Raw genomic sequence first — 18,705 nt, 5'->3', positions numbered from 1 at the left:
CGGCGGGCTGTGGGCAAAGCGTTTCAGTTATCCGCCGGCGGGAATCCCGGAGAATTCCGGTGACCATACGTCGTCCCGGTCCAATGCGGTCGGCGCATATTTCCCGAGCGCGCTGATCAGTAACCGGATTTCGAGCGCGAGGCACTCCGCGAACCGGATCAGCCCGGCCTGCGGATCCTCGTCCGTGGCGAGCAGGGCCGCCCGGCCCAGACCCACCGCGCGGGCGCCGAGCGCCAGGCTCTTCACGGCCCGGCCGCCCTCCCAGACCCGTCCGGAGACCAGCAGGCAGGGCGGTGGCCCCGCAGTCGCCAGCCGGCGCAGGCATTCCGCGAGCGGCAGACCGACCTGGTCCGGGAAGACCCCCGGCGCCCAGCCTGTGCCGCCCTCGGCGCCGTCCACGGTGACGGCGTCCGCCCCCGCCTCGGCAGCGACCCGGGCTGCCTCGGCGACGTCCCGGCCGGGGTGCAGCTTCACCCAGATCCGGGCCCGGGGGAAGTTGTTGCGCATCAGCCGGACCTGCTGGCGCAGGATCTCCGCCGTGAACGTGCCGGGGGTACTGGAGCGCAGCACCCGGCCGTCGCCGAACACGTCGTCCAGTCCATACCGGTCACCGAGCCGGGAAGCGGCCTCGGCCTCCAGCACGGTCATTCCGCCGAGGCCCGGTTTGGCACCCTGCCCGAGCTTCAACTCGAAGGCCAGCCGCCCCGATTCGAGCAGCGGCAGCGCCGCCGGGTCGCTGTAGACGAGGTTCCACACCTCGGCGTCGGCATCCTCGGTGGACTGCTGGACGGCGACCCCGCCCCGCCCGTCGGGCAGTTCGTCGGCGTAGGCGCGCAGGCGGCCGAGGAGTGCCTGGTCCGCCGCCTCACCGAGCCGGCCGTAGCCGTTGACCGGGACGACGTTCTCACCGATCACCATGGGGAGGCCGAGTGCGCCCGCCTGCCGGCTGAGCGCGAGGCCGAGGTCGCCCCCGGCCGCCCGGGTGGAGCCGAGGGCGGAGACGTACACGGGCAGTGCCGAAGTGAACCCACCGAACTCCGTGGCCAGTTCGACGTCCCGGTAGTCCGGCTCGCGGCCGAGGTCGATGAGCCGGGCCAGCCGCTGCGGCATGAGGACCGGCGGGACGATCCGCAGCGCGTCGAGCGCGTCCCGCTCGCCGCCCCGGCACCCGCCGCCGGAGGGCTCCGCGCCCAGCAGGACCCGGCCGTACTCCCCCGGCGGCGGGAAGGCCGCCGCCGCGCCGGCCCGGGCGCGCCGGCGCACCTCCTCCTCCGGGAAACCGGGCGCCGAGAGGTCGCTCACGGCGACACCACCCCGGCGAGCTTCGGGAAGGCGCTGGCCTGCCAGACCGCGTCCAGCCCGGCCACGTAGCGGGTCAGCCGCTCGACGCCGATGCCGAAACCGGCGCTGCCGGGCACGCCCTCGCGGACCAGGTCCAGGTACCAGCGGTACTTCTGCGGATTCTCGCCGGTCTCCCGTATCCGGGTGACGATCTCCGCGTAGTCGTTGGTGCGCTGGCTGCCGCTGCACAACTCGCCGTAGCCCTCGGCCGCGATCAGGTCGAAGTTCCGTAGCAGGCCGGGCTGTTCAGGATTCTCCCGGTCGTAGAAGCCGCGCGAGCCCTTCGGGTAGTCGGTGACGAAGAACGGCCTGTCCCGCTGGGCGGAGAGCAACGCCTCCCCGGTCCAGTCGAGTTCGGCGTCCGCGCTCTGCGGGTGGCCGAGCCCCTGGAGTTCGGCGACCGCCTCGGCGTGCCGCATCCGGCCGAAGGAGCCCTTCAGCAGTTCGGCGAAGGCGCCTGCGTCCCGGCCGAGTTCGGCGAACTCCTTGGGCAGCTCGCGGATCGCACTGTCGACCATGTACACCACCAACGCTTCGACCAGCCGGACGGCGTCGTCCCTGGTCGCACCCGCCATCTCCACGTCGAGCTGATGGAATTCGGCCAGGTGCCGGCTGGTGCCGGCGGTCTCCAGCGGCTCCAGCCGGACGTTGGGAGCGATGCAGAAGATCTTGTCGAAGGCCAGCAGTGAGGCCTGCTTGTAGAGGATGGCGCTCGTCATCAGCTTGTAGCGGTGACCGTAGAAGTCGACGTCTACCTGCTTGGAGCCGCGCGAGCCGGGATCGGTGACCGGGCCGATGATCGGCGGGAGCAGCTCGGTGAAGCCCTGCTCGCGCAGGAACTCACGGGCGGCGGAGAGGAGCTGGTGCTGGATCCGGAGCGCGCTGCGAGTGGCGGGGGCGGTCAGATGGCGACCGGGGTCCGGGAGCGGTGCGTGGGCAGTGAGCCCGTCGGTGGTCATGGTGTGGTGGGTCCCAACTCTCGTCGTGGCGTGGACGTCGTGCGGGGCGGTACGGGCGGGTGAGGCGGTACGGGCGTGCGGGTCGTGCCGGGGGCTGCTCCGACGAGGGTCGTGCCAGGGGCGGCCCCGACGGCCGACGGCGCGGCGGCGCGGGCGTCGTAGGTCCGCTGGAGGTGGGAGAGCGCCGAGAGCAGCCCGGCCGACCCGAGGATCGGGGGACGCGGGCCACCGTCCGCCAGGCCGGCGATCGGCATCGAGCCCACGCTCGACCAGTGCAGCCGGCCGTCGGGCGCGAGCGAGGTGCGGGCCCGGCCGGCGTTGTCGGGGTGCAGGCAGTAGGGGACGTCCAGATAGCCGGCGGCGAAGGCCCGTATCAGCGCTCGGCCGACGTCGGCGTCCAGCTCCAGCACGGCACCGATCAGCGCCCGTGCCTCCGCCTCGATACCGGTGTCCTCGATGTGCGTGCCGGGCACACCGGCCAGCGGTGTGCGGGACCGCTCGTCGGCGGCTGCCGCGGCACCCGTCTCCAGCGCCCTGACGTTCTCGCCGACGGTCGGGATCCGGTGCGCCTCGGCGGTGGTCTTGACGATCAGCCGGGCCGCACCGGCCCGCACCGCCAGCCGGGCCGCGTCCTCCAGCAGCAGCCGGGCACCGCCGGGTGAGCGCGGGAAGACGCCCATGTAGGCGTAGAGGACGACGTGGTGGTCGACGTCCGGCAGCAGTTCGCCGGCCAGCCGTCCGAGTACGGTGAGCGCCTCCTCGTCCTGGCGCGGATCGGCCTGCTGGGCGTAGCTGAGCGAGATGGAGCGCAGGCCGTGCTGCCGGAAGAACAGCGCCTCCAGCACGCTGACCGCGATCAGCAGGCTCGGCGGGCAGAGCTGACCCATCAGGCAGCCGCCGAACGTCTCCAGATGCGGTTCTGCACCGAACTCCCTCGCTGAGAGCAGTAGTTCGCAGCTCCGCCGCCAGCATGCGACCGCCTCACGCAGCGGTGTCCGGCTGTACGGCAGGCAGTACGAGACCGGACCTCCTTCGGTGGCGTCCAGACCGACTGCCAGCAGCGCGCGGACGATGTGCTCCGGCATCGCCGAACCGTGCCGGACCTGCACCGGGAAGCGTGCGTCCGCGACGCCCCGCAGCACCGCCCGGGTGGTGTCCGCGGAGTGGGTGGCTATCGGGTATCCGTTCAGGCCGACCCCCTCTGCGAGGGCCTCCCGGGCGGCCGCGAGGTCGCCGGTGCGGGTGTAGCTGTCGAGCGTGATGGTGCCGACGGTGACGGCGTCCGCGTCCCGGGTGGCGAGCAGGCCGCCGCGCATCCGCAGCGGGTCTGCCATGCCCATCCTGGGCTGGACCACGAGGGCGCCCGTCGCCCGGGCGCCGGCGACGAAAGCCCCGAAGCCGGACCTGAGGGCGGCGGGGGCGGATGTGCGGGCGGCAGGCACGTCCCGGTGGGCGGTGAGCGCGTCGCTCGCGCCGCCCCCGGAGCCGGTCACAGCAGCACCCCCGACGCGGCGGGCAGCGACCTGGATCCGGCGGGCAGCGAGCCGACGAAGGACTGGAACTCCAGCACCGAGCCGCCCTCTTCGAACACCCCGTCGAAGCCTGCGGTCAGCAGCGTCCGCTGCCGGGCCGGGGTGCCGGAGCCAGCGATCCCGAGCTTCCCGCCGATCACCGTCGGCGTGCGGGACAGCTCGGGGCAGTCGCGCAGCGCCGCGATCACCCGCAGTCCGTCGTGGAACCCGTGGCCGTTGACACTGCTCAGCACGATCAGGTCCGGCTCGATCCGGCGGCACTCGGCGACCAGCAGCTCGTCGGGCACGCACGCGCCCAGGTTGGTGACCCGGTGACCGAGCTCCTCCAGCAGCAGCTGGAGGAAGACCAGATTCCAGGTGTGCGAGTCCGAGGCCATGGTCGTCACGACGATGTCCAGACCGGTCGGCTCGGCCTTTCCGTGCTGCTCCACGGCATGCTGCTCCACGGCGCAAACCCTCTGTGTCAGTAGGTGGTGGGGAGTCCCGGGGAGTGGTGGGGCTCCGGGTGTCCGGGGCGAAAGGAAGTCCGGCTCGCCCGGCCGTGGACAGAACGCTAGGGAGGATCCCGGCGCCGGACCGGCAGCTCGCCCGGCAGGATGCGGGCAGTATCGGCCCTGGCCGGGGCCGTCGGACGGGGCTCAGCTCGCCGTCGCCAGCTCCGGGTACGCACCGGTGCCGCACAGGCGCCGGCAGAGGTTCAGCACGGTGAACCGCACGCCGTCCCGGGCGGGAACGCTGCGGATCAGCCCGCTCGCCAGCAGTTCGTGCACCGCCGCAAGGCACTCCTGCGGCGGCCGGCCGCTCAGCTCGACGGCGTCCTCGCCCGACCAGTCCCCCGGTCTGGCCGCGAGCTGCTCCAGCAGGTCCCGCTGGCCGAGCGTCAGCCGGTCCAGCGCGGCCCCCAGCGCCGCACCCACGTCCGCCCTGCCGCCGTACCCGGCCGGCGGCGGCGCCAGGTGGAACGGACCGTCCGCCAGCTGCGCCACCAGCTGGCGCGGGGACAGCACCGCCGACCAGTCGGCCATGAGCTCCAACGCGCCCGGCAGACCGTCGAGTTGACGGCAGAGCGCGGCAATGGCGGGCGCGTCATCGGGCCCCATGCGGTAACCGGGACGGAGTCGGCGCAGGTGCGTGAGCAACAGCCGGACGGCGCCCACCTCGGCCAGCGCCACCGGGTCGTGGTCGAGTTCCGGCCCGGGGGTGGGCAGCGGGGCGAGCGGGATCACCTGGCCGCCGGGCAGCGCCTGCGGGACCCGGGCGGTGATCAGCACCCGCAGGCCGGAGCAGCGGTGGAACAGCTCGTCCAGCAGAATCGTGTCAACTCCGGCGTCGGCGCCGTCCAGGACCAGCAGGGTGGGGCGTTCCCCGATCGCCCGGGCGAGGTCCTCGCGGCGCTCGAGTCCGGCGGGCGGCTGACGGCCGCAGTCGATCCAGCGCACCGACCACCGCGACGCGAGGTGCAGCCGTCGCGCGACCTCCAGGACCAACCGGGTCTTGCCCGCCCCGCCCAGTCCGGCCACCGTGACCAGCCGGTCGCCGTGTACGGCGAGAGCGTCGGTCAGCACATCGGTCTCCAGCTCCCGGCCGACGATCGCGCCCCGGGCGACCGGCGGCGCGGTCGGCTCGTCGCGCGGCTCATCGGCCAGCGTCTGCCGGCGCGCGGCCGCCTCGAAGTTCGACCGGTTCCGGCCCTCAAGCCGCAGCGCGTCGGCCAGCAGCCGGACGGTCTCCTGCCGCGGGCGCTGCACCCGCCCGGTCTCCATGTCCCGGATCGCCCGTACGCTCAGGGTCGCGTGATCGGCGAGCACCTGCTGCGTCAGGCCGACCCTTTCACGCCGGACCCTGAGCAGCGCTCCGAAGCCCGCCGTCGACTGAAGCGACTGAAAACCGTCCATGCCTCGTCCACCTTCCGTGGGTTGGCCAGCACTGGGGACCGGGGGCCCGGGCAGCGCGTGGCACGCCGAGGGCGGCGGCGAACGGTGGTGACCGTCGAGCCGTGTTCCCCTTGGCGCCGATGGTCCACGGCACGGCTCTACGACCGATCAACGGCCGATCACCACACGTTCACGCCCTCTCCACGCCACCCACCAACTCTCCAGCGGGGCCGGGGTGCCGGAACCGCCGCGCGGTCGGGGACGGGAGCACGCAGGGGCGAACGGGATGGCGGACACGCCGCGTGCCCGGTGCACGCCCCAGCGGACGAAGGAAGCGCCGCGCCGTCCGCCCTGCCGAGCCGGCTGATGCGCGAGACCACCCGGGTGGTCCGCCCGTGCGGGTGCGGGTGCGGGTTCGCCGTGGGCTTGCCGGGACTGACGGCGGTGCGGCCGCGCCTCGCATCGGAGAAGCCCGGGTGCCGGTCGGCCTCCGTCAGCGCCCCGGCGCCGGGTGAATCGCATGGCCGCCGACTGCCGCGGTCGAGCACACACGGTCATCGAGCGGCCCGAAAACGCTGAGGGGGCAGTTTCAGACTGCTCTGAAACTGCCCCCTGACCAGCGACTTCGAAAAGTCGGGACGACAGGATTTGAACCTGCGACCCCTTGACCCCCAGTCAAGTGCGCTACCAAGCTGCGCCACGTCCCGATGCGCGTTGGCCGGGGTCGGGCCCCTGCCGTGCGCGCAGGGTCAAGATTACCTCACTCCGGAGCCACGATGGACGCGCGGGCTTCCCGGGCGCGTGCCGCGAGGGTGGCGGCGCCGCAGGTGGTGGCCAGGTCGGCGGCTCGGGTGAGCTCGCGCGGGGAGCGCAGGGCGAGGCCGTACTCATAGCGGGCCAGAGCGTGTTCGTACGCGGACGGCGAGGCCTCCAGGTGGCGGACGGCCCGGTCGAGCAGCGGGATGGCCTCCGCTTCCGGAGCCAGGGCGGCGGCGCAGCGAAGGGCCTCCCCGATGGCCGTTCCGGTTCCGAAGCGCTCGGCATGGGCCCGGGCCCGGGTGGTCAGCTGGGCGGCGCGCGCCGGGGATTCGGTGGCGATGGCACGGGCCAGGTCACCGGCCCAGGGGGCCCAGACGCCGTTGTGGCGTCCCCGGCTCTCCAAGTCCCTTCCGCCGGACTCCAGTTCGGACACCCCCTCCTTGGTGTGCCCGGTGGCCAGCAGCAGGCGTCCGCGTACGCTCGGGCCGTCGGGAATCACGATGGCGTTGGGGTAGGGCGGCCGGAAGGCGTATCGCTCGGCCACCGCCTCGGCTCCGGATGTGTCGCCGCGCGCCAGCAGGGTGTCGATGAGCAGGCCCACCGAGATCCAGTGCACGGGCAGCCCGCGCCCTATGCGGTCGGCCAGTCTCAGCCCTTCGCGCAGGAACGCCTCGGACTCGTGCAGATTGCCCCTGCGGCGGTGGACGAGACCGAGCAGGGTATGCGCGAAGGCCAGGTGCGCTCCGCTCCAGCCGGAGATCTCGTACGCCCGGACGGCCTCGGTGAACAGCGCTTCCGCCCGGTCCAGCCGGTCGGTGAACGCGTAGCTGATTCCGGCGAGCGCCGGCGGCTCGAAGCCCCATTCGGTGTCGGTCCAGCCGAGCCCGGGAGCCGGATGCCCGTCGACCAGGGCCCGGTCGCACAGTGCCACGACGAGCTCGGCGTCCTCGCCGCGCAGCATCGCGTCGAAGGCCCGGATGGTGAGCAGGGCGCGCTCGGCGTTGTCGCGGCCCTGGAGCCGGTCGGCGAGTTCGGCGAGCCGGCGTGAGCGCGCCGGGCCGTCGTGTTCCCTGGCCTGGGTACCCTCCCAGAGGAACTGCGCGGCCTGGAGCCGCATCCGGGCCGGACCGGGCGGGGTGTCGGCCGCCTCGGCGGCGAGGGTGACGGCCGCTTCGTTGAGCTGGTCGTTGTGGGCGAGCGCCTGGGCCAGGCGGTAGGTGGCGTCCACGCGTAGTCCACGGTCGAGTCCGGGCAGTTCCAGAGCCTGGCGCAGATGCCGGATGGTGGTCGGCGGGGAGGTAAGCAGGGCTGCGCAGCCCAGTTCGTAGAGCACCTGCGCGCGGGTCCCGCTGCGCGGCGGCTCCTCTAGTGCCCGCTCGAGGCAGCGGCGGGCCGCCTCCGGCGCGCCGACCGCCAGATGGTCCGCTGCGGCCTCCCTCAGCTGCTGGACGACTTCCTGGTCGTCGTCGGGATGCACTTCGAGGAGATGGCGGGAGGCCGCGGCCGAGCCGAGTCCTGCGTCTGTGACGGCCCAGGCGGCGCGGCCGTGCATGGCGGTGCGCATGGCCGGAGGGATGGCACGGTAGACGGCTGTGGCGATGAGCGGGTGGACGAACTCGAGCGGGTCGGGCCCGGTGACGATGCGCGCGTCGCGCAGCCGCTCCGCGCATGCGGCTGCCTTGGCCGCCGGCATCCCGGCGAGGGAGGCGGCGAGTTCGAGCGAGATGTCGGTGCCGAGGACGGCGGCCGCCCAGGCGAACCTGGTGGTGTCGGGCCCCAGTCCCTCGAGCCTGGCGACCAGCCCGCTGCCGCGTGCGGTGGCACCGAGGGCGCGCAGTTCGCGGGTGCGGGGCCCGACGGGCTCGAGAGCGTGGTCCTGCACCTTGGCGATGAGCTCGACCGCTTCGTACGGGTTGCCGTGGGTGACGGCCCAGACCTCGCGGCAGAACGCGTCGTCGGCAGCCTCGCCGACGATGGCCCTGACGAGCTCCGACACGGCCTCGGTGGTCAGCTCGTGCAGCGGGATACGCAGACGCGCCGCGGCACCCGCGGTGTTCAGGAGCACGGACGAGGCGTCGGATGCGTCTTCCGGGCGGTGTGCGAGGACGATGAGGAGCGGGAGCGTGCTCAGCCGGGTGGCGAAGGACACGAGCCAGCCGAGCGACTCGCCGTCCGACCAGTGGGCGTCGTCGACGAGGACGACGAGGGGCCGCTTGCGCAGGCGTTCGGAGAGTGCGGTGACGACCCGGTCGAGTCCGTCGCGAACGCCCTGCGGGTCTGCGGGCGGCCCGGACGGGGCCGCGAGGCCGAGTGCGGGCGCGGTGATGTCGTACCAGTCGCCGAACAGTTCGCGCGCCTCGTCCGGTGCCATGCCGCCGAGCGCCGGCTGGAGCAGCTGCCGGACGACGTGGAACGGTACGGAGGTGGCGGTCTCACTGCCCCGCGCGGTGCGGACCGTGCAGCCACGGGCGCTGGCGATGCCGCTCACCTCGGCGAGGAGCGCGGTCTTGCCAAGGCCCGCCTCGCCGCTGTAGATCAGCAGGCCGCCGGTGGCGCGTTCCGAGCGCAGCGCCTCCACGGCGCGCGCAGCCGCTGCGACCTCCGGCTCGCGCTCCAGGAGCGCTGTACGTTCATGGTGTTGCGCCCGGTACGGCATGGGCGACCTCCCCTCCCCACGAGGTGTCAGATGGCTGAGAGTAGTCCGGTCGCGCCGATGGCGGACACCGTTCTGCCACGGCACGCCCTGCGAGTGACAATCGAGGCGTGAACAGGACGTCGAGAGACCGCGACAACGAGGGCAAGGCCCGCAGCGCGCGCCCCCGGGACGGACTCGGGCGCCCCCTGCCGTACGGGGCGGAGGGCGTGCCACGGCAACCGGAGGGACTGGTGCGCACACCGCCGCAGACGCTGGTTGAGGCCCAGCGGCTGCTGGACGCGGGGATGCCGTTCCATGCCCATGAGGTGCTGGAGGATGCCTGGAAGTCCGGGCCGGAGGAGGAGAGAGAGCTGTGGCGGGGCCTCGCACAGCTCGCGGTCGGGCTGACGCACGCGGCGCGGGGCAATGCGCGCGGCGGCGCGGCGCTGCTGGCCCGTGGGGCCGATTCGGTGGCGTCCTACGCGACCTCTGCTCCGCCCTCCGGTCTGCACGGCGTCGACGTGGAGGGGCTCACCCGCTGGGCGGGCGCACTGACGGATGAGCTGCGCCGGGGCGGAGCGGCCGTGTCGGCGGCGGATCGGGCACCGCGGCTCCGCCGCAGCCCGTGACGATCACGACCTCCAGGGTCCTCGGGCCGTGCACGCCCTCGACCCGGTCGAGCTCGATGTCGCTGGTGGCCGAGGGCCCGGAGATCCACGTCATCGGGCGGGCGGGGTCCAGTCCGGTCAGCGCCTGCGGCACCGATGCGACGATCTGTTCGGGTGCCCGCACCACGCAGATGTGGTGGTCGGGGACGAGAGTGATCCGCCGCCGCCCCTGATCGGGGCCGCCGTCCAACACGATCGTGCCGGTTTCGGCGATCGCGAGGGCGCAGCCGGTGATGACGCTGTCGACGGCGTCGAGTTCGCGTGCCGTGGAGCTCGCCCGGTCCGCCACCGCGGTGATGTGCGCCGCCCCTTCCAGCCAGTGCGCCGGGAGTCCGGGCGGTACGAGCACGGTGCGGGAGCCCCGCGCCGCGAGCAGCCGCGCCAGGAGCGCGGGGAGGCCGTGCTGGTCGGTGCGGTGGACGAGGGCGCGGTAGTCGGCGAGGTTCTCGTGCAGCAGATCGGTGACGGCCGCCGGGTCGCCGGGGGTGTGGGACTCGAGGTAGTCGCGGCGTACGTCGGGCTCGTCGGGTACGTCGGATGTGCCGGGCTCGTCAGGCGTGCCGGGCGCATCACGTGTGCGGGGTGTGTCGGGTGCTACGCGGACGGCGGCCCTGATCCGCGCGAGGATCAGCTCCCTCGCACTGCCGCCGTGAACGGCCGACGCGGTGGGCGCCGGGCGCCCGGGTCCGATGGCCGCGTCCGACGCCGGCTGCTCACCCGGCGTGCCCCCGGCCGGACCCCCCGCGTCATCCCCGTCCCGCGCACGGTGTTTGCGCCACCAGTCGCGGAACGGTTCCGCCGGCAGCAGGGGCAGGTCACGGGTGGCCGTCCAGGCCCCCGCCCCGGGAGGACGCGCCGGGTGAACGCGGCGGGTCCTCGCGGCGAGTCGCTCGCTCACGGCGAAGGCGGACGGGTGGTCGAGCAGCCAGCCCGCCGCCTTGAACGCGGCCTTCTCGAAGCGATGCCCGAGGCCGCCGCCCTGTTCCACCACACGCTCGCGCAGATGGACCAGTACCTCGGGGATGTCGATGGCGACCGGGCAGACGTCGTAGCACGCCCCGCACAGCGACGAGGCAAACGGCAGGGAGGCGTCGATCTCACTCGATGTACCGCGTAGTTGCGGAGTGAGGATCGCGCCGATGGGGCCGGGGTAGACGGAGCCGTAGGCATGACCCCCGGCGCGTTCGTACACCGGGCACACGTTCAGACAGGCGGAGCAGCGGATGCAGCGCAGTGCCTGACGACCGGTCTCGTCGGCGAGCGTCCGGGTGCGGCCGTTGTCGAGGAGCACGAGGTGGAAGGCGGAGGGGCCGTCAGCGGTCTCCGGGGCCGTCGCTCCGGTCCACATGCTCGTGTACGGGTTCATCCGTTCGGCCGTGGAGGAGCGTGGCAGCGTCTGGAGAAAGACCTCCAGATCGCGCCAGGTGGGCACGACCTTCTCGATCCCGACGACGGAGATCAGTGTCTCGGGGAGGGTCAGGCACATCCGCCCGTTGCCCTCGGATTCGAGCACCACGAGCGTGCCGGTCCCGGCGACCATGAAATTGGCCCCGGAGACGGCGACCTTGGCCCGCAGGAACTTCTCACGCAGATGGAGCCTGGCCGCTTCCGCCAGCTCGGCGGGGCTGTCGCCGAGTCCTTCGGGAGCCGGACGGCCCCAGTCCCCCATACGCTCGCGGAAGATCTCGCGGATCTCGCCGCGGTTCCGGTGGATCGCGGGCACGAGGATGTGGGACGGCCGGTCCTCCCCCAGTTGCACGATGAGCTCCGCGAGGTCGGTCTCGTATGCCACGATGCCCTCGGACGCGAGGAACTCGTTGAGCCCGATCTCCTGTGTGGCCATGGACTTGACCTTGACGACCTCCCGCTCGCCGGTGGCCTTCACCAGCGCGGCGACGATCCGGTTGGCCTCGGCGGCATCGGCCGCCCAGTGCACGGTGCCGCCGGCCGCGGTGACGTTCTCCTCCAGCTGGACCAGATACGCGTCGAGCCGACTCAGCGCCAGGTCCTTGATCTGCTTCCCCGCCGCACGCAGCCGCGTCCAGTCGTCCAGCTCGGCCACGGCCTTGGCGCGCTTGTCACGGATCGTGTGGGTGGCGTGCCGCAGGTTGGCACGCAGGGTCTCGTCGCGTACGGCTGGGCGTGCCGCGTCGGGGAACGACGGGAATGACGGCATCCCGAGAAACGTGCCGCTCATGCGGAACCACTCCTTTCTCCCGTCCCCTGGCCCTCCGTCGCGGCGAGGATCTCGGCGATGTGCAGGACGCGCATGGGCGCGTCCGCGCGCCGCAGGATGCCGTCAAGGTGCATCAGACAGGAGTTGTCACCACCGCACAGCACCCCGGCCCCGGTCGCCAGCGCGCTGCGCGTCTTGTCACGGCCCATCTCCGTGGACACATCGGCGTTCTTGACCGCGAACGTACCGCCGAACCCGCAGCATTCCTCGGCACCCGGCAACTCCACGAGCTCGAGCCCCGCGACCGCTTCGAGCAGCCGCCGCGGCCGTTGCCCCAGACGAAGCAGCCGCAGCCCGTGGCAGGACGGGTGATACGTGACCTTGTGCGGGAAGCTGGCACCCACGTCGACGACTCCGAGGACGTCGACCAGGAACTCGGTGAGCTCGAATGTCCGTGAGGCCAGCGACGCGGCCTCCGCGCCACCGAGCCGCGGATACTGGTGCCGCACCATCGCGGCACACGAGCCGGAGGGCGTGACGACATACTCGTACCCCGCGAACGCACGGGCCGTGCGACGCACGAGTCGTTTCGCTTCGCCCCGGTAGCCCGTGTTGAACTGCGGCTGTCCGCAGCAGGTCTGCGCGGCCGGGAAGTCGACCTCGACACCGAGGCGCTCGAGCAGGCGCACCGTGGCCACTCCGGTGGAGGGATATACGGCGTCGTTGACACAGGTGACGAACAGGGCGACGCGCATGGGCGGAGGATATGACGGGGCGCTGACGGCACACCAGGCACGACGGGCCCGGGCGAGCCGGACACATGCTCCCGGCCCACCGGAATGTGGTGGGGGTGGCAGGTCAACGCTCCCGTGGGGCAGCGCGGGCGACGGATCCTCCCGGGGCTGTCAGTGGGGCCCTGTTCAATGCGGACCATGGAGATACCTGCACAACGGCAAGGGTTGTTCTGGGATGTACAGGCAGGGCGGGCGGCGCCGCCACCCGCGGCGCTGCTGCTCGGCTGGGAGCTGGTCGACGTGAATCCGGAGCTGGGAACCATCGAGGTGGCGTTTCAGGCGGGTGATCAGTTCACCAACCCCGTCGGTGTGATCCAGGGCGGGTTCCTGGCAGCGATGCTCGATGACACTCTGGGGCCGGCGCTGGTGGCGACGTTGCCCGAGGACCAGTTCGCACCGACCGTCGATCTGCATGTTCAGTTCCTCCGTCCCGCCCGGCCCGGACGTCTCGTGGGGCGGGGACGGATCGTGCAGCGCGGTAGGGACGTGTGCTTTCTGGCAGGTGAGCTCATAGGCGCCGACGGCAAGCCGGTGGCTGTGGCCACCGCGACCGCGCGCATTCAGACCATCCGGCATCAGGGGTCCTGAGGGCGCTGTCCCGTAATTCCTGGCCGGCGCCGTGCGCCCGCCGGGGATCACGCGACAGCCCCCTGTCCGCGAGCTCCGGGTGGACTCGGCGCGGCGCTGCACGCGGTGGTGCGGCCTGCCGTCCGACGCCCGGGCCGAGGCCGGCCGCCGTCCGACGGCCGGGCCAGGGGCCGACACGCGGTGTTCCCCGCCGCCCTCTCGTTGCCGTGGCACGCTGGGACGCGGTGGAGCCGGCCTCCCGGTACGGGAGACACAGGCCCATGCGAGCCCGGCCAAAAATCTTGGTGGATTCTCCGGCGAGGATGTCGAAATCGCCGGACGTGCTTCTACCTACCCGTGACAGCGCCGTGAGGGCGCCGGAATACGGAATGTGCGGAAGGCAGAGGAGCCAACCATGAAGTACATGCTGCTGATGCAGTTCAGCGAGTCGAACGTCGACTTCCCGCGGATCGACACCTGGACACCGGAGGAGATCCAGGCGCACATCGGGTTCATGCACGACACCAACACGAAGCTGGTCGAGGCCGGTGAGTTCGTCGACGGACAGGGGCTGGCGATGCCGGAGGCGGCCAGGATCGTCCGGGCCGGGACTGAGGGCGGGGTACCCGTCGTCACCGAGGGACCGTTCCCGGAGACCAAGGAGTTCCTCGCGGGGTACTGGATCGTCGACTGCGAGACACCGGAGCGGGCGGTGGAGCTCGCCGCGCACATCTCGGCCGCCCCCGGACCCGGCGGTGCGCCTCTGAACATGCCGATCGAGGTGCGTCAGGTGCTGTCCGCGCCGACCGAGGACGTGTGAGGGCACTGAACGGAGCCGACCGGGGCGACCGGGACATCGAGGACCTGCTGCGCGTGCTGGCGCCGCAGGTCGTCGGTGTGCTCACCCGGCGGTACGGGGACTTCGACACAGCGGAGGACGCGGTGCAGGAGGCTCTGCTCGCGGCCGCCGCGCAGTGGGTCGATGAGGGGGTGCCGCGCAATCCGCGGGGCTGGCTGATCCAGGTGGCGAGCCGGCGGATGACCGAGCAGGTGCGCAGCGAGCAGGCCCGGCGGCGGCGCGAGGATCTGGTCGGAAGGCGTGAGGGTGCCGACCGGTGGGCCGCGCCCGGGGCGGATGAGGAGCAGGACTCAAGCCGGGATGACACCCTCGCCCTGCTGTTCCTTTGCTGCCACCCGTCTCTGACGCCTTCGGCGGCGATCGCGCTGACCCTGCGGTCGGTGGGCGGGCTCACCACCGGTGAGATCGCCCGCGCGTTCATGGTGCCGGAAGCCACCATGGGGCAGAGGATCAGCAGGGCGAAGCAACGTATCAAGGTGTCCGGTGCATCTTTCCGGATGCCGGACCGGGACGACTGGCAGCGGCGGCTCGACTCCGTGCTGCATGTTCTGTATCTCATGTTCACCGAGGGGTACGCGTCCGGAGCGGGCGAGGACCTCCAGCGGGTCGAGCTGTCCCTGGAGGCGATCCGGCTGGCCCGGGCGCTGCGGCGGATGCTCCCCGGTGAGAGCGACGACAGCGAGGTGGCCGGGCTGCTGGCGCTGATGCTGCTCACACATGCCCGCAGCGCGGCACGGACCGGCCCGGGCGGTGAACTGATCCCGCTGGCGGAGCAGGACCGCACGCTGTGGGATGCCGCTGCCGTCGCCGAGGGCATCGCGCTGATCACCGAGGTGCTGCCGCGCGGCAGGCTGGGTCCGTATCAGGTACAGGCCGCCGTGGCGGCGGTGCACGACGAGGCGAAGAGCGTCGAGGAGACGGACTGGCCGCAGATCCTGGCGCTGTACGGGGTGCTGGAGCGGCTCTCCCCCAATCCGCTGTACGCGCTCAACCGGGCCGTCGCCGTCGCGATGGTGCACGGCCCGGACGCGGGACTGCGGTTGCTGGAGGACCTCGCGGCGGAGCCGGTGCTGAGAGACCATCACCGGCTGTCCGTGGTGCGGGCGCACCTGCTCGACATGGCCGGTGACGGGGATGCCGCCGCAGCGCAGTACCGGGTCGCCGCGAGTCGCACTCCGAGCCTGCCGGAGCGGCACTATCTGACGATACGGGCGGCCCGGCTCAGCTCACCGGATCGCGGGCGTCGCGGTCGCTGACGTCGTCGTCGAGCGGAACGGAAGCGGCGGCGGCGCCCACGGGGCGGCGCAGTCCGGGTGCCAGGGCCAGGGTGACCGCGACCGAGGCGGCGGACATCAGGGCCATCGCCGTGGCGGGCGAGGTGTACTGGGCCACACCGCCCGCGAGCGTGGCGGCGACGCCCTGCATGGCGAGCATTCGGGAGGTCTGGAGGCCGAGGGCGTGGCCGCTCAGCTCGTCCGGGGTCAGCGCCAGCAGTCGTTCCTGGAGCAGCAGGCTTGCCGCGTAGCCGACCGATGCGAGGACCACGGCGGTCAGGGCGAGCGGTAGCGCGGGGTCCAGGGCGAAGATCGCGTACGGTGCCGCGAGCAGGAGCCCCGCCTTGTCGGGCGCGTAGGAGACGAACAGGGCCTCGCAGCCCACGATCAGCCCGTTGGGTACCCAGAGTGCGAGGAAGACCGCACGGCGTGGACGGGAGGACCAGAGCAGGGCGTTGGTCCGCCAGGTCTGGGCGATCGAGGGGCGGCCCGTGGCCCGCGGTGGCCGGCGGGTGAGACCGAAGTGGGCGATGGCCGGGGCCGGGTCAGCAGCCGGGTCGGCGAAGCGGTCAGCCGAGGTGGAGGAGCGGTCCGGTGACGGTCAGCCCGAGGTCATGACCGGTGTGGGAGAAGAACGCGAGCAGCATCAGCGCGGCGCCGCCCAGCGCGAGGTCCTTGCGGAACATGATCCGTTCCAACTGCCGCGCCTCGGGGGCGCTCTCCTTCCGGAAGGCGTGCATGAGGACCGCGGTCGGGAAGCAGAAGTCCGCGAGCAGCGGCGCACCGGGATCCGGCCAGATCCCGAGCGGCACGCTCAGCCCTCCGGCGAGCAGAAGCACCCCGCTGCCGACGTCGCGAGGGCCGGGGCGGGGACGCCCCTGGCGGCGGCGTACTGCGCCATGACCTTGCTCTGTGTGAGGTGTCCGACCTCGAGGTGAGAAACACCAGCACGAAGAAGATGCGTCCAATCAGCACCAGGACATCCATCGTGACCTCCGGAGACGGAGTGATCGACCGGATTCCGGTTTCCCGGCTTCCCCGGGAGCCGGCAGCTCCGGCGGCGAAGGGCTCGCGCGCGGCGGCGCGCCTGGGCGGTCGCGGCAGCCCCTGCCGGGGGCCCTCCGTGAGGCAAGGGTTTTCCCCGTATCCAGTTCATCTCGCCGTTCCCTACTGTCTGCCGCACCGGCGATTCCGAGTGCCTGACGGGTGAATGTCAGGTGCATGTAAACGCATGTGAACACGGTGTTTCGTCCGGCGGCGGCCCTTGACCAGGGGCCGTCATGCAGGCGGCGGCGCACGGGCGATGGAGCCCGGGAACCGCGGGTCGCACCCCCACAGCGAACCGCGGTTCCGCGCCGCCCGTCTGCGATCCCCAGCTCCTTGAAAGGGAACACCTTGAACGGTTCCGGACGGAGACTCATATCCGTCGTGGCCGCGACCGCCACCATCGTCGGTGTCGCCGCCACCTCCGCCGTGGCGTTCGCCGCCGCCCCGGCGGACTCCTCGCCGAAGCCCGCACCGGCCGCGCAGTCGATCCCCAAGCTGCCGACCGCGCCGGTCGAGAAGGTCATCGTGACCTACAAGTCGCAGTCCACCGAGGCCAGTTCCAACACGGCGGCCAAGAGCGACGCGGCCGCCAAGGCCACCGAGACCGGTGAGAAGCTGGCCTTCGAGCGCCGCCTCGCGGGCGGCGCCGCGCTCGTCGACCTGGGCGGCGCGGCCTCCAAGCAGGACCTCAGCGACGTCATGGCCGCCTTCCGCGCCGACCCCTCGGTCGCGTCCGTGGAGCCGGACATCCGCGCCTACCCGATGGCCGTCGCCCCCAACGACACCCAGTACGCCGCCCAGTGGGACCTCTTCGCGGCCACCGGCGGAATGAATGTGCCGACCGCCTGGGACAAGGCCACCGGCAGCGGCGTCACGGTCGCTGTCATCGACACCGGCTACGCCACCCACTCGGACCTGGCCGCCAACGTCGTCTCCGGTTACGACTTCATCTCCGACTCGGCCGACGCCCGCGACGGCAGCGGGCGTGACAGCAACCCCAAGGACGAGGGCGACTGGAACGCCACCGACGGCGAGTGCGGCATCGGCTCGGAGGCCAGTGACTCCTCCTGGCACGGCACGCATGTCGCGGGCACCATCGCCGCGGCGGCCAACAACAGCAAGGGCATCGCCGGTATCGCGTACAACGCGAAGATCCAGCCCGTGCGTGTCCTCGGCAAGTGCGGAGGCTCGTCCTCCGACATCGCCGACGCGATCACCTGGGCCTCCGGTGGCAGCGTCCCGGGCGTCACCACGAACCCCACCCCGGCCAAGGTGATCAACCTCAGCCTCGGCGGTTCCAGCTCCACCTGCCCGACCGTCTACAAGAACGCGATCAACGCGGCCGTGTCCCGCGGCACGACGGTCGTGGTCGCGGCGGGCAACGAGAACTCCAACGCGTCCGGCTCCACCCCGGCGAACTGCCCGAACGTCATCACCGTGGCGTCCACCAACCCTGAGGGCGCCCGCTCCTACTACTCCAACTACGGCAGCACCGTCGACATCGCGGCGCCCGGTGGCGAGACCCGCCGCTCGACCGACACCCCCGGCACCGTCACCACCCCCGAGCGTGCGATCCTCTCCACGCTGAACTCCGGTGACACCACCCAGTCGGCCGAGAACTACGAGCCCTACCAGGGCACCTCGATGGCCGCGCCGCACATCGCCGGCCTCGTGGCCCTGCTGAAGTCCGCGAAGTCCTCGCTGACCCCGGCAGAAATCGAGACCGCGATCAAGGCGAACGCGCGCGCCCTCCCCGGCACCTGCTCGGGTGGCTGCGGCTCCGGCATCGCCGACGCGGCGAAGACCGTGAACGCCGTGCTCGGCACCGACACCGGTACCGGCGCGACCTTCACCAACAGCACCGATGTGACGATCAACGACAACGCCACGGTGTCGTCCTCGATCGCCGTCACCGGTCGCACCGGCAACGCACCCTCCGCCCTCAAGGTCGCCGTGGACATCAAGCACACCTGGCGCGGCGACCTGGCCATCGACCTGATCGCCCCGGACGGTACCGTGCGCAGCCTGAAGACCTCCTCGGGCTCCGACAGCGCCGACAACGTCCTCGCGACGTATACGGTCGACGCGTCCAGCGAGGTCGCCAACGGCACCTGGAAGCTCCAGGTCCGCGATGTGGCGTCAGGTGACACGGGCTACATCGACAGCTGGGGTCTCACTTTCTGAGACGGCTGACAGAAGTCTGTTTTCACTGGTCAGGGG

General features: G+C 72.2%; 13 protein-coding genes, 1 tRNA gene and 3 pseudogenes. 5 read left to right on the top strand and 12 right to left on the bottom strand.

Features of this window, described 5'->3' with window-relative positions:
- Nucleotides 1–27: 27 nt before the first annotated feature.
- The 7 genes from ABZ532_RS09255 to ABZ532_RS09225 form a co-directional block, all read right to left on the bottom strand.
- Nucleotides 28–1,302 (bottom strand): glutamate synthase-related protein, encoded by a 1,275-nt coding sequence (locus ABZ532_RS09255; RefSeq protein WP_361280651.1) that lies wholly within the window; start codon nucleotides 1,300–1,302, stop codon nucleotides 28–30.
- Nucleotides 1,299–2,300, bottom strand: coding sequence for an asparagine synthetase A (locus tag ABZ532_RS09250; RefSeq protein WP_361280650.1), 1,002 nt, complete (start codon nucleotides 2,298–2,300; stop codon nucleotides 1,299–1,301). Before ABZ532_RS09250 ends, ABZ532_RS09255 begins: the two co-directional genes overlap by 4 nt.
- A complete protein-coding gene (locus tag ABZ532_RS09245) occupies nucleotides 2,297–3,742 on the bottom strand; it encodes a methylaspartate mutase (protein WP_361280798.1) in 1,446 nt (481 codons plus the stop codon). Before ABZ532_RS09245 ends, ABZ532_RS09250 begins: the two co-directional genes overlap by 4 nt.
- Before the next feature lie 47 nt (nucleotides 3,743–3,789).
- On the bottom strand, nucleotides 3,790–4,278 hold the full coding sequence (locus ABZ532_RS09240; protein WP_361280648.1) for a cobalamin B12-binding domain-containing protein: 489 nt from the start codon (nucleotides 4,276–4,278) through the stop codon (nucleotides 3,790–3,792).
- A gap of 192 nt (nucleotides 4,279–4,470) precedes the next feature.
- Nucleotides 4,471–5,727 carry a helix-turn-helix domain-containing protein gene (locus ABZ532_RS09235; protein ID WP_361280647.1) on the bottom strand — a complete coding sequence of 419 codons (1,257 nt, stop codon included), beginning with the start codon at nucleotides 5,725–5,727 and terminating at the stop codon, nucleotides 4,471–4,473.
- A 612-nt stretch (nucleotides 5,728–6,339) separates the two neighbouring features.
- Nucleotides 6,340–6,413, bottom strand: a tRNA-Pro gene (locus ABZ532_RS09230).
- 53 nt (nucleotides 6,414–6,466) lie between these two features.
- Entirely contained in the window at nucleotides 6,467–9,121 is a 2,655-nt protein-coding gene (locus ABZ532_RS09225; RefSeq protein ID WP_361280646.1) for an AAA family ATPase, read from the bottom strand.
- Nucleotides 9,122–9,228: 107 nt separating this feature from the next.
- On the opposite strand from ABZ532_RS09225, the gene ABZ532_RS09220 reads away from it, so the two are divergent.
- Nucleotides 9,229–9,729 carry a DUF309 domain-containing protein gene (locus tag ABZ532_RS09220; RefSeq protein WP_361280645.1) on the top strand — a complete coding sequence of 167 codons (501 nt, stop codon included), beginning with the start codon at nucleotides 9,229–9,231 and terminating at the stop codon, nucleotides 9,727–9,729.
- Here the strand turns inward: ABZ532_RS09220 and ABZ532_RS09215 are convergent.
- From ABZ532_RS09215 to ABZ532_RS09205, 3 genes and pseudogenes are all read right to left on the bottom strand, one after another.
- Nucleotides 9,632–10,045 (bottom strand): annotated as a pseudogene (locus ABZ532_RS09215) (LUD domain-containing protein); the annotation flags it as partial. The gene ABZ532_RS09220 and the pseudogene ABZ532_RS09215 sit on opposite strands and share 98 nt — an antisense overlap.
- Nucleotides 10,046–10,540: 495 nt before the next feature.
- Nucleotides 10,541–11,965, bottom strand: a pseudogene (locus ABZ532_RS09210) (lactate utilization protein B); the annotation flags it as partial.
- Nucleotides 11,962–12,699 (bottom strand): (Fe-S)-binding protein, encoded by a 738-nt coding sequence (locus ABZ532_RS09205; RefSeq protein WP_361280644.1) that lies wholly within the window; start codon nucleotides 12,697–12,699, stop codon nucleotides 11,962–11,964. The gene ABZ532_RS09205 and the pseudogene ABZ532_RS09210, both read right to left, overlap by 4 nt.
- Before the next feature lie 177 nt (nucleotides 12,700–12,876).
- On the opposite strand from ABZ532_RS09205, the gene ABZ532_RS09200 reads away from it, so the two are divergent.
- The 3 genes from ABZ532_RS09200 to ABZ532_RS09190 all read left to right on the top strand — a co-directional run bounded on the left by ABZ532_RS09200 (nucleotide 12,877) and on the right by ABZ532_RS09190 (nucleotide 15,420).
- Nucleotides 12,877–13,326, top strand: a complete 450-nt coding sequence (locus tag ABZ532_RS09200; RefSeq protein ID WP_361280643.1) for a PaaI family thioesterase — start codon at nucleotides 12,877–12,879, stop codon at nucleotides 13,324–13,326.
- Nucleotides 13,327–13,720: 394 nt separating this feature from the next.
- Nucleotides 13,721–14,125, top strand: coding sequence for a YciI family protein (locus ABZ532_RS09195; RefSeq protein ID WP_361280641.1), 405 nt, complete (start codon nucleotides 13,721–13,723; stop codon nucleotides 14,123–14,125).
- On the top strand, nucleotides 14,122–15,420 hold the full coding sequence (locus tag ABZ532_RS09190) for a sigma-70 family RNA polymerase sigma factor (RefSeq protein ID WP_361280640.1): 1,299 nt from the start codon (nucleotides 14,122–14,124) through the stop codon (nucleotides 15,418–15,420). Before ABZ532_RS09195 ends, ABZ532_RS09190 begins: the two co-directional genes overlap by 4 nt.
- Here ABZ532_RS09190 and ABZ532_RS09185 read toward each other — a convergent pair.
- Together ABZ532_RS09185 and ABZ532_RS09180 are read right to left on the bottom strand one after the other, a co-directional pair.
- Nucleotides 15,386–15,958: pseudogene (locus ABZ532_RS09185) on the bottom strand (MFS transporter); the annotation flags it as partial. The gene ABZ532_RS09190 and the pseudogene ABZ532_RS09185 overlap by 35 nt on opposite strands.
- Before the next feature lie 49 nt (nucleotides 15,959–16,007).
- Nucleotides 16,008–16,250, bottom strand: coding sequence for a hypothetical protein (locus tag ABZ532_RS09180; protein ID WP_361280639.1), 243 nt, complete (start codon nucleotides 16,248–16,250; stop codon nucleotides 16,008–16,010).
- A 616-nt stretch (nucleotides 16,251–16,866) separates the two neighbouring features.
- Between ABZ532_RS09180 and ABZ532_RS09175 the strand changes: the two genes are divergently transcribed.
- Nucleotides 16,867–18,669: a S8 family serine peptidase gene (locus ABZ532_RS09175; protein ID WP_361280638.1), complete on the top strand. Its 1,803-nt coding sequence runs from the start codon at nucleotides 16,867–16,869 to the stop codon at nucleotides 18,667–18,669.
- The last annotated feature ends 36 nt before the right edge of the window (nucleotides 18,670–18,705 follow it).

It is taken from the genome of Streptomyces sp. NPDC019396, assembly GCF_040632375.1.
GTDB lineage: Bacteria > Actinomycetota > Actinomycetes > Streptomycetales > Streptomycetaceae > Streptomyces.
This window is presented reverse-complemented; position numbering and strand designations above follow the sequence as displayed.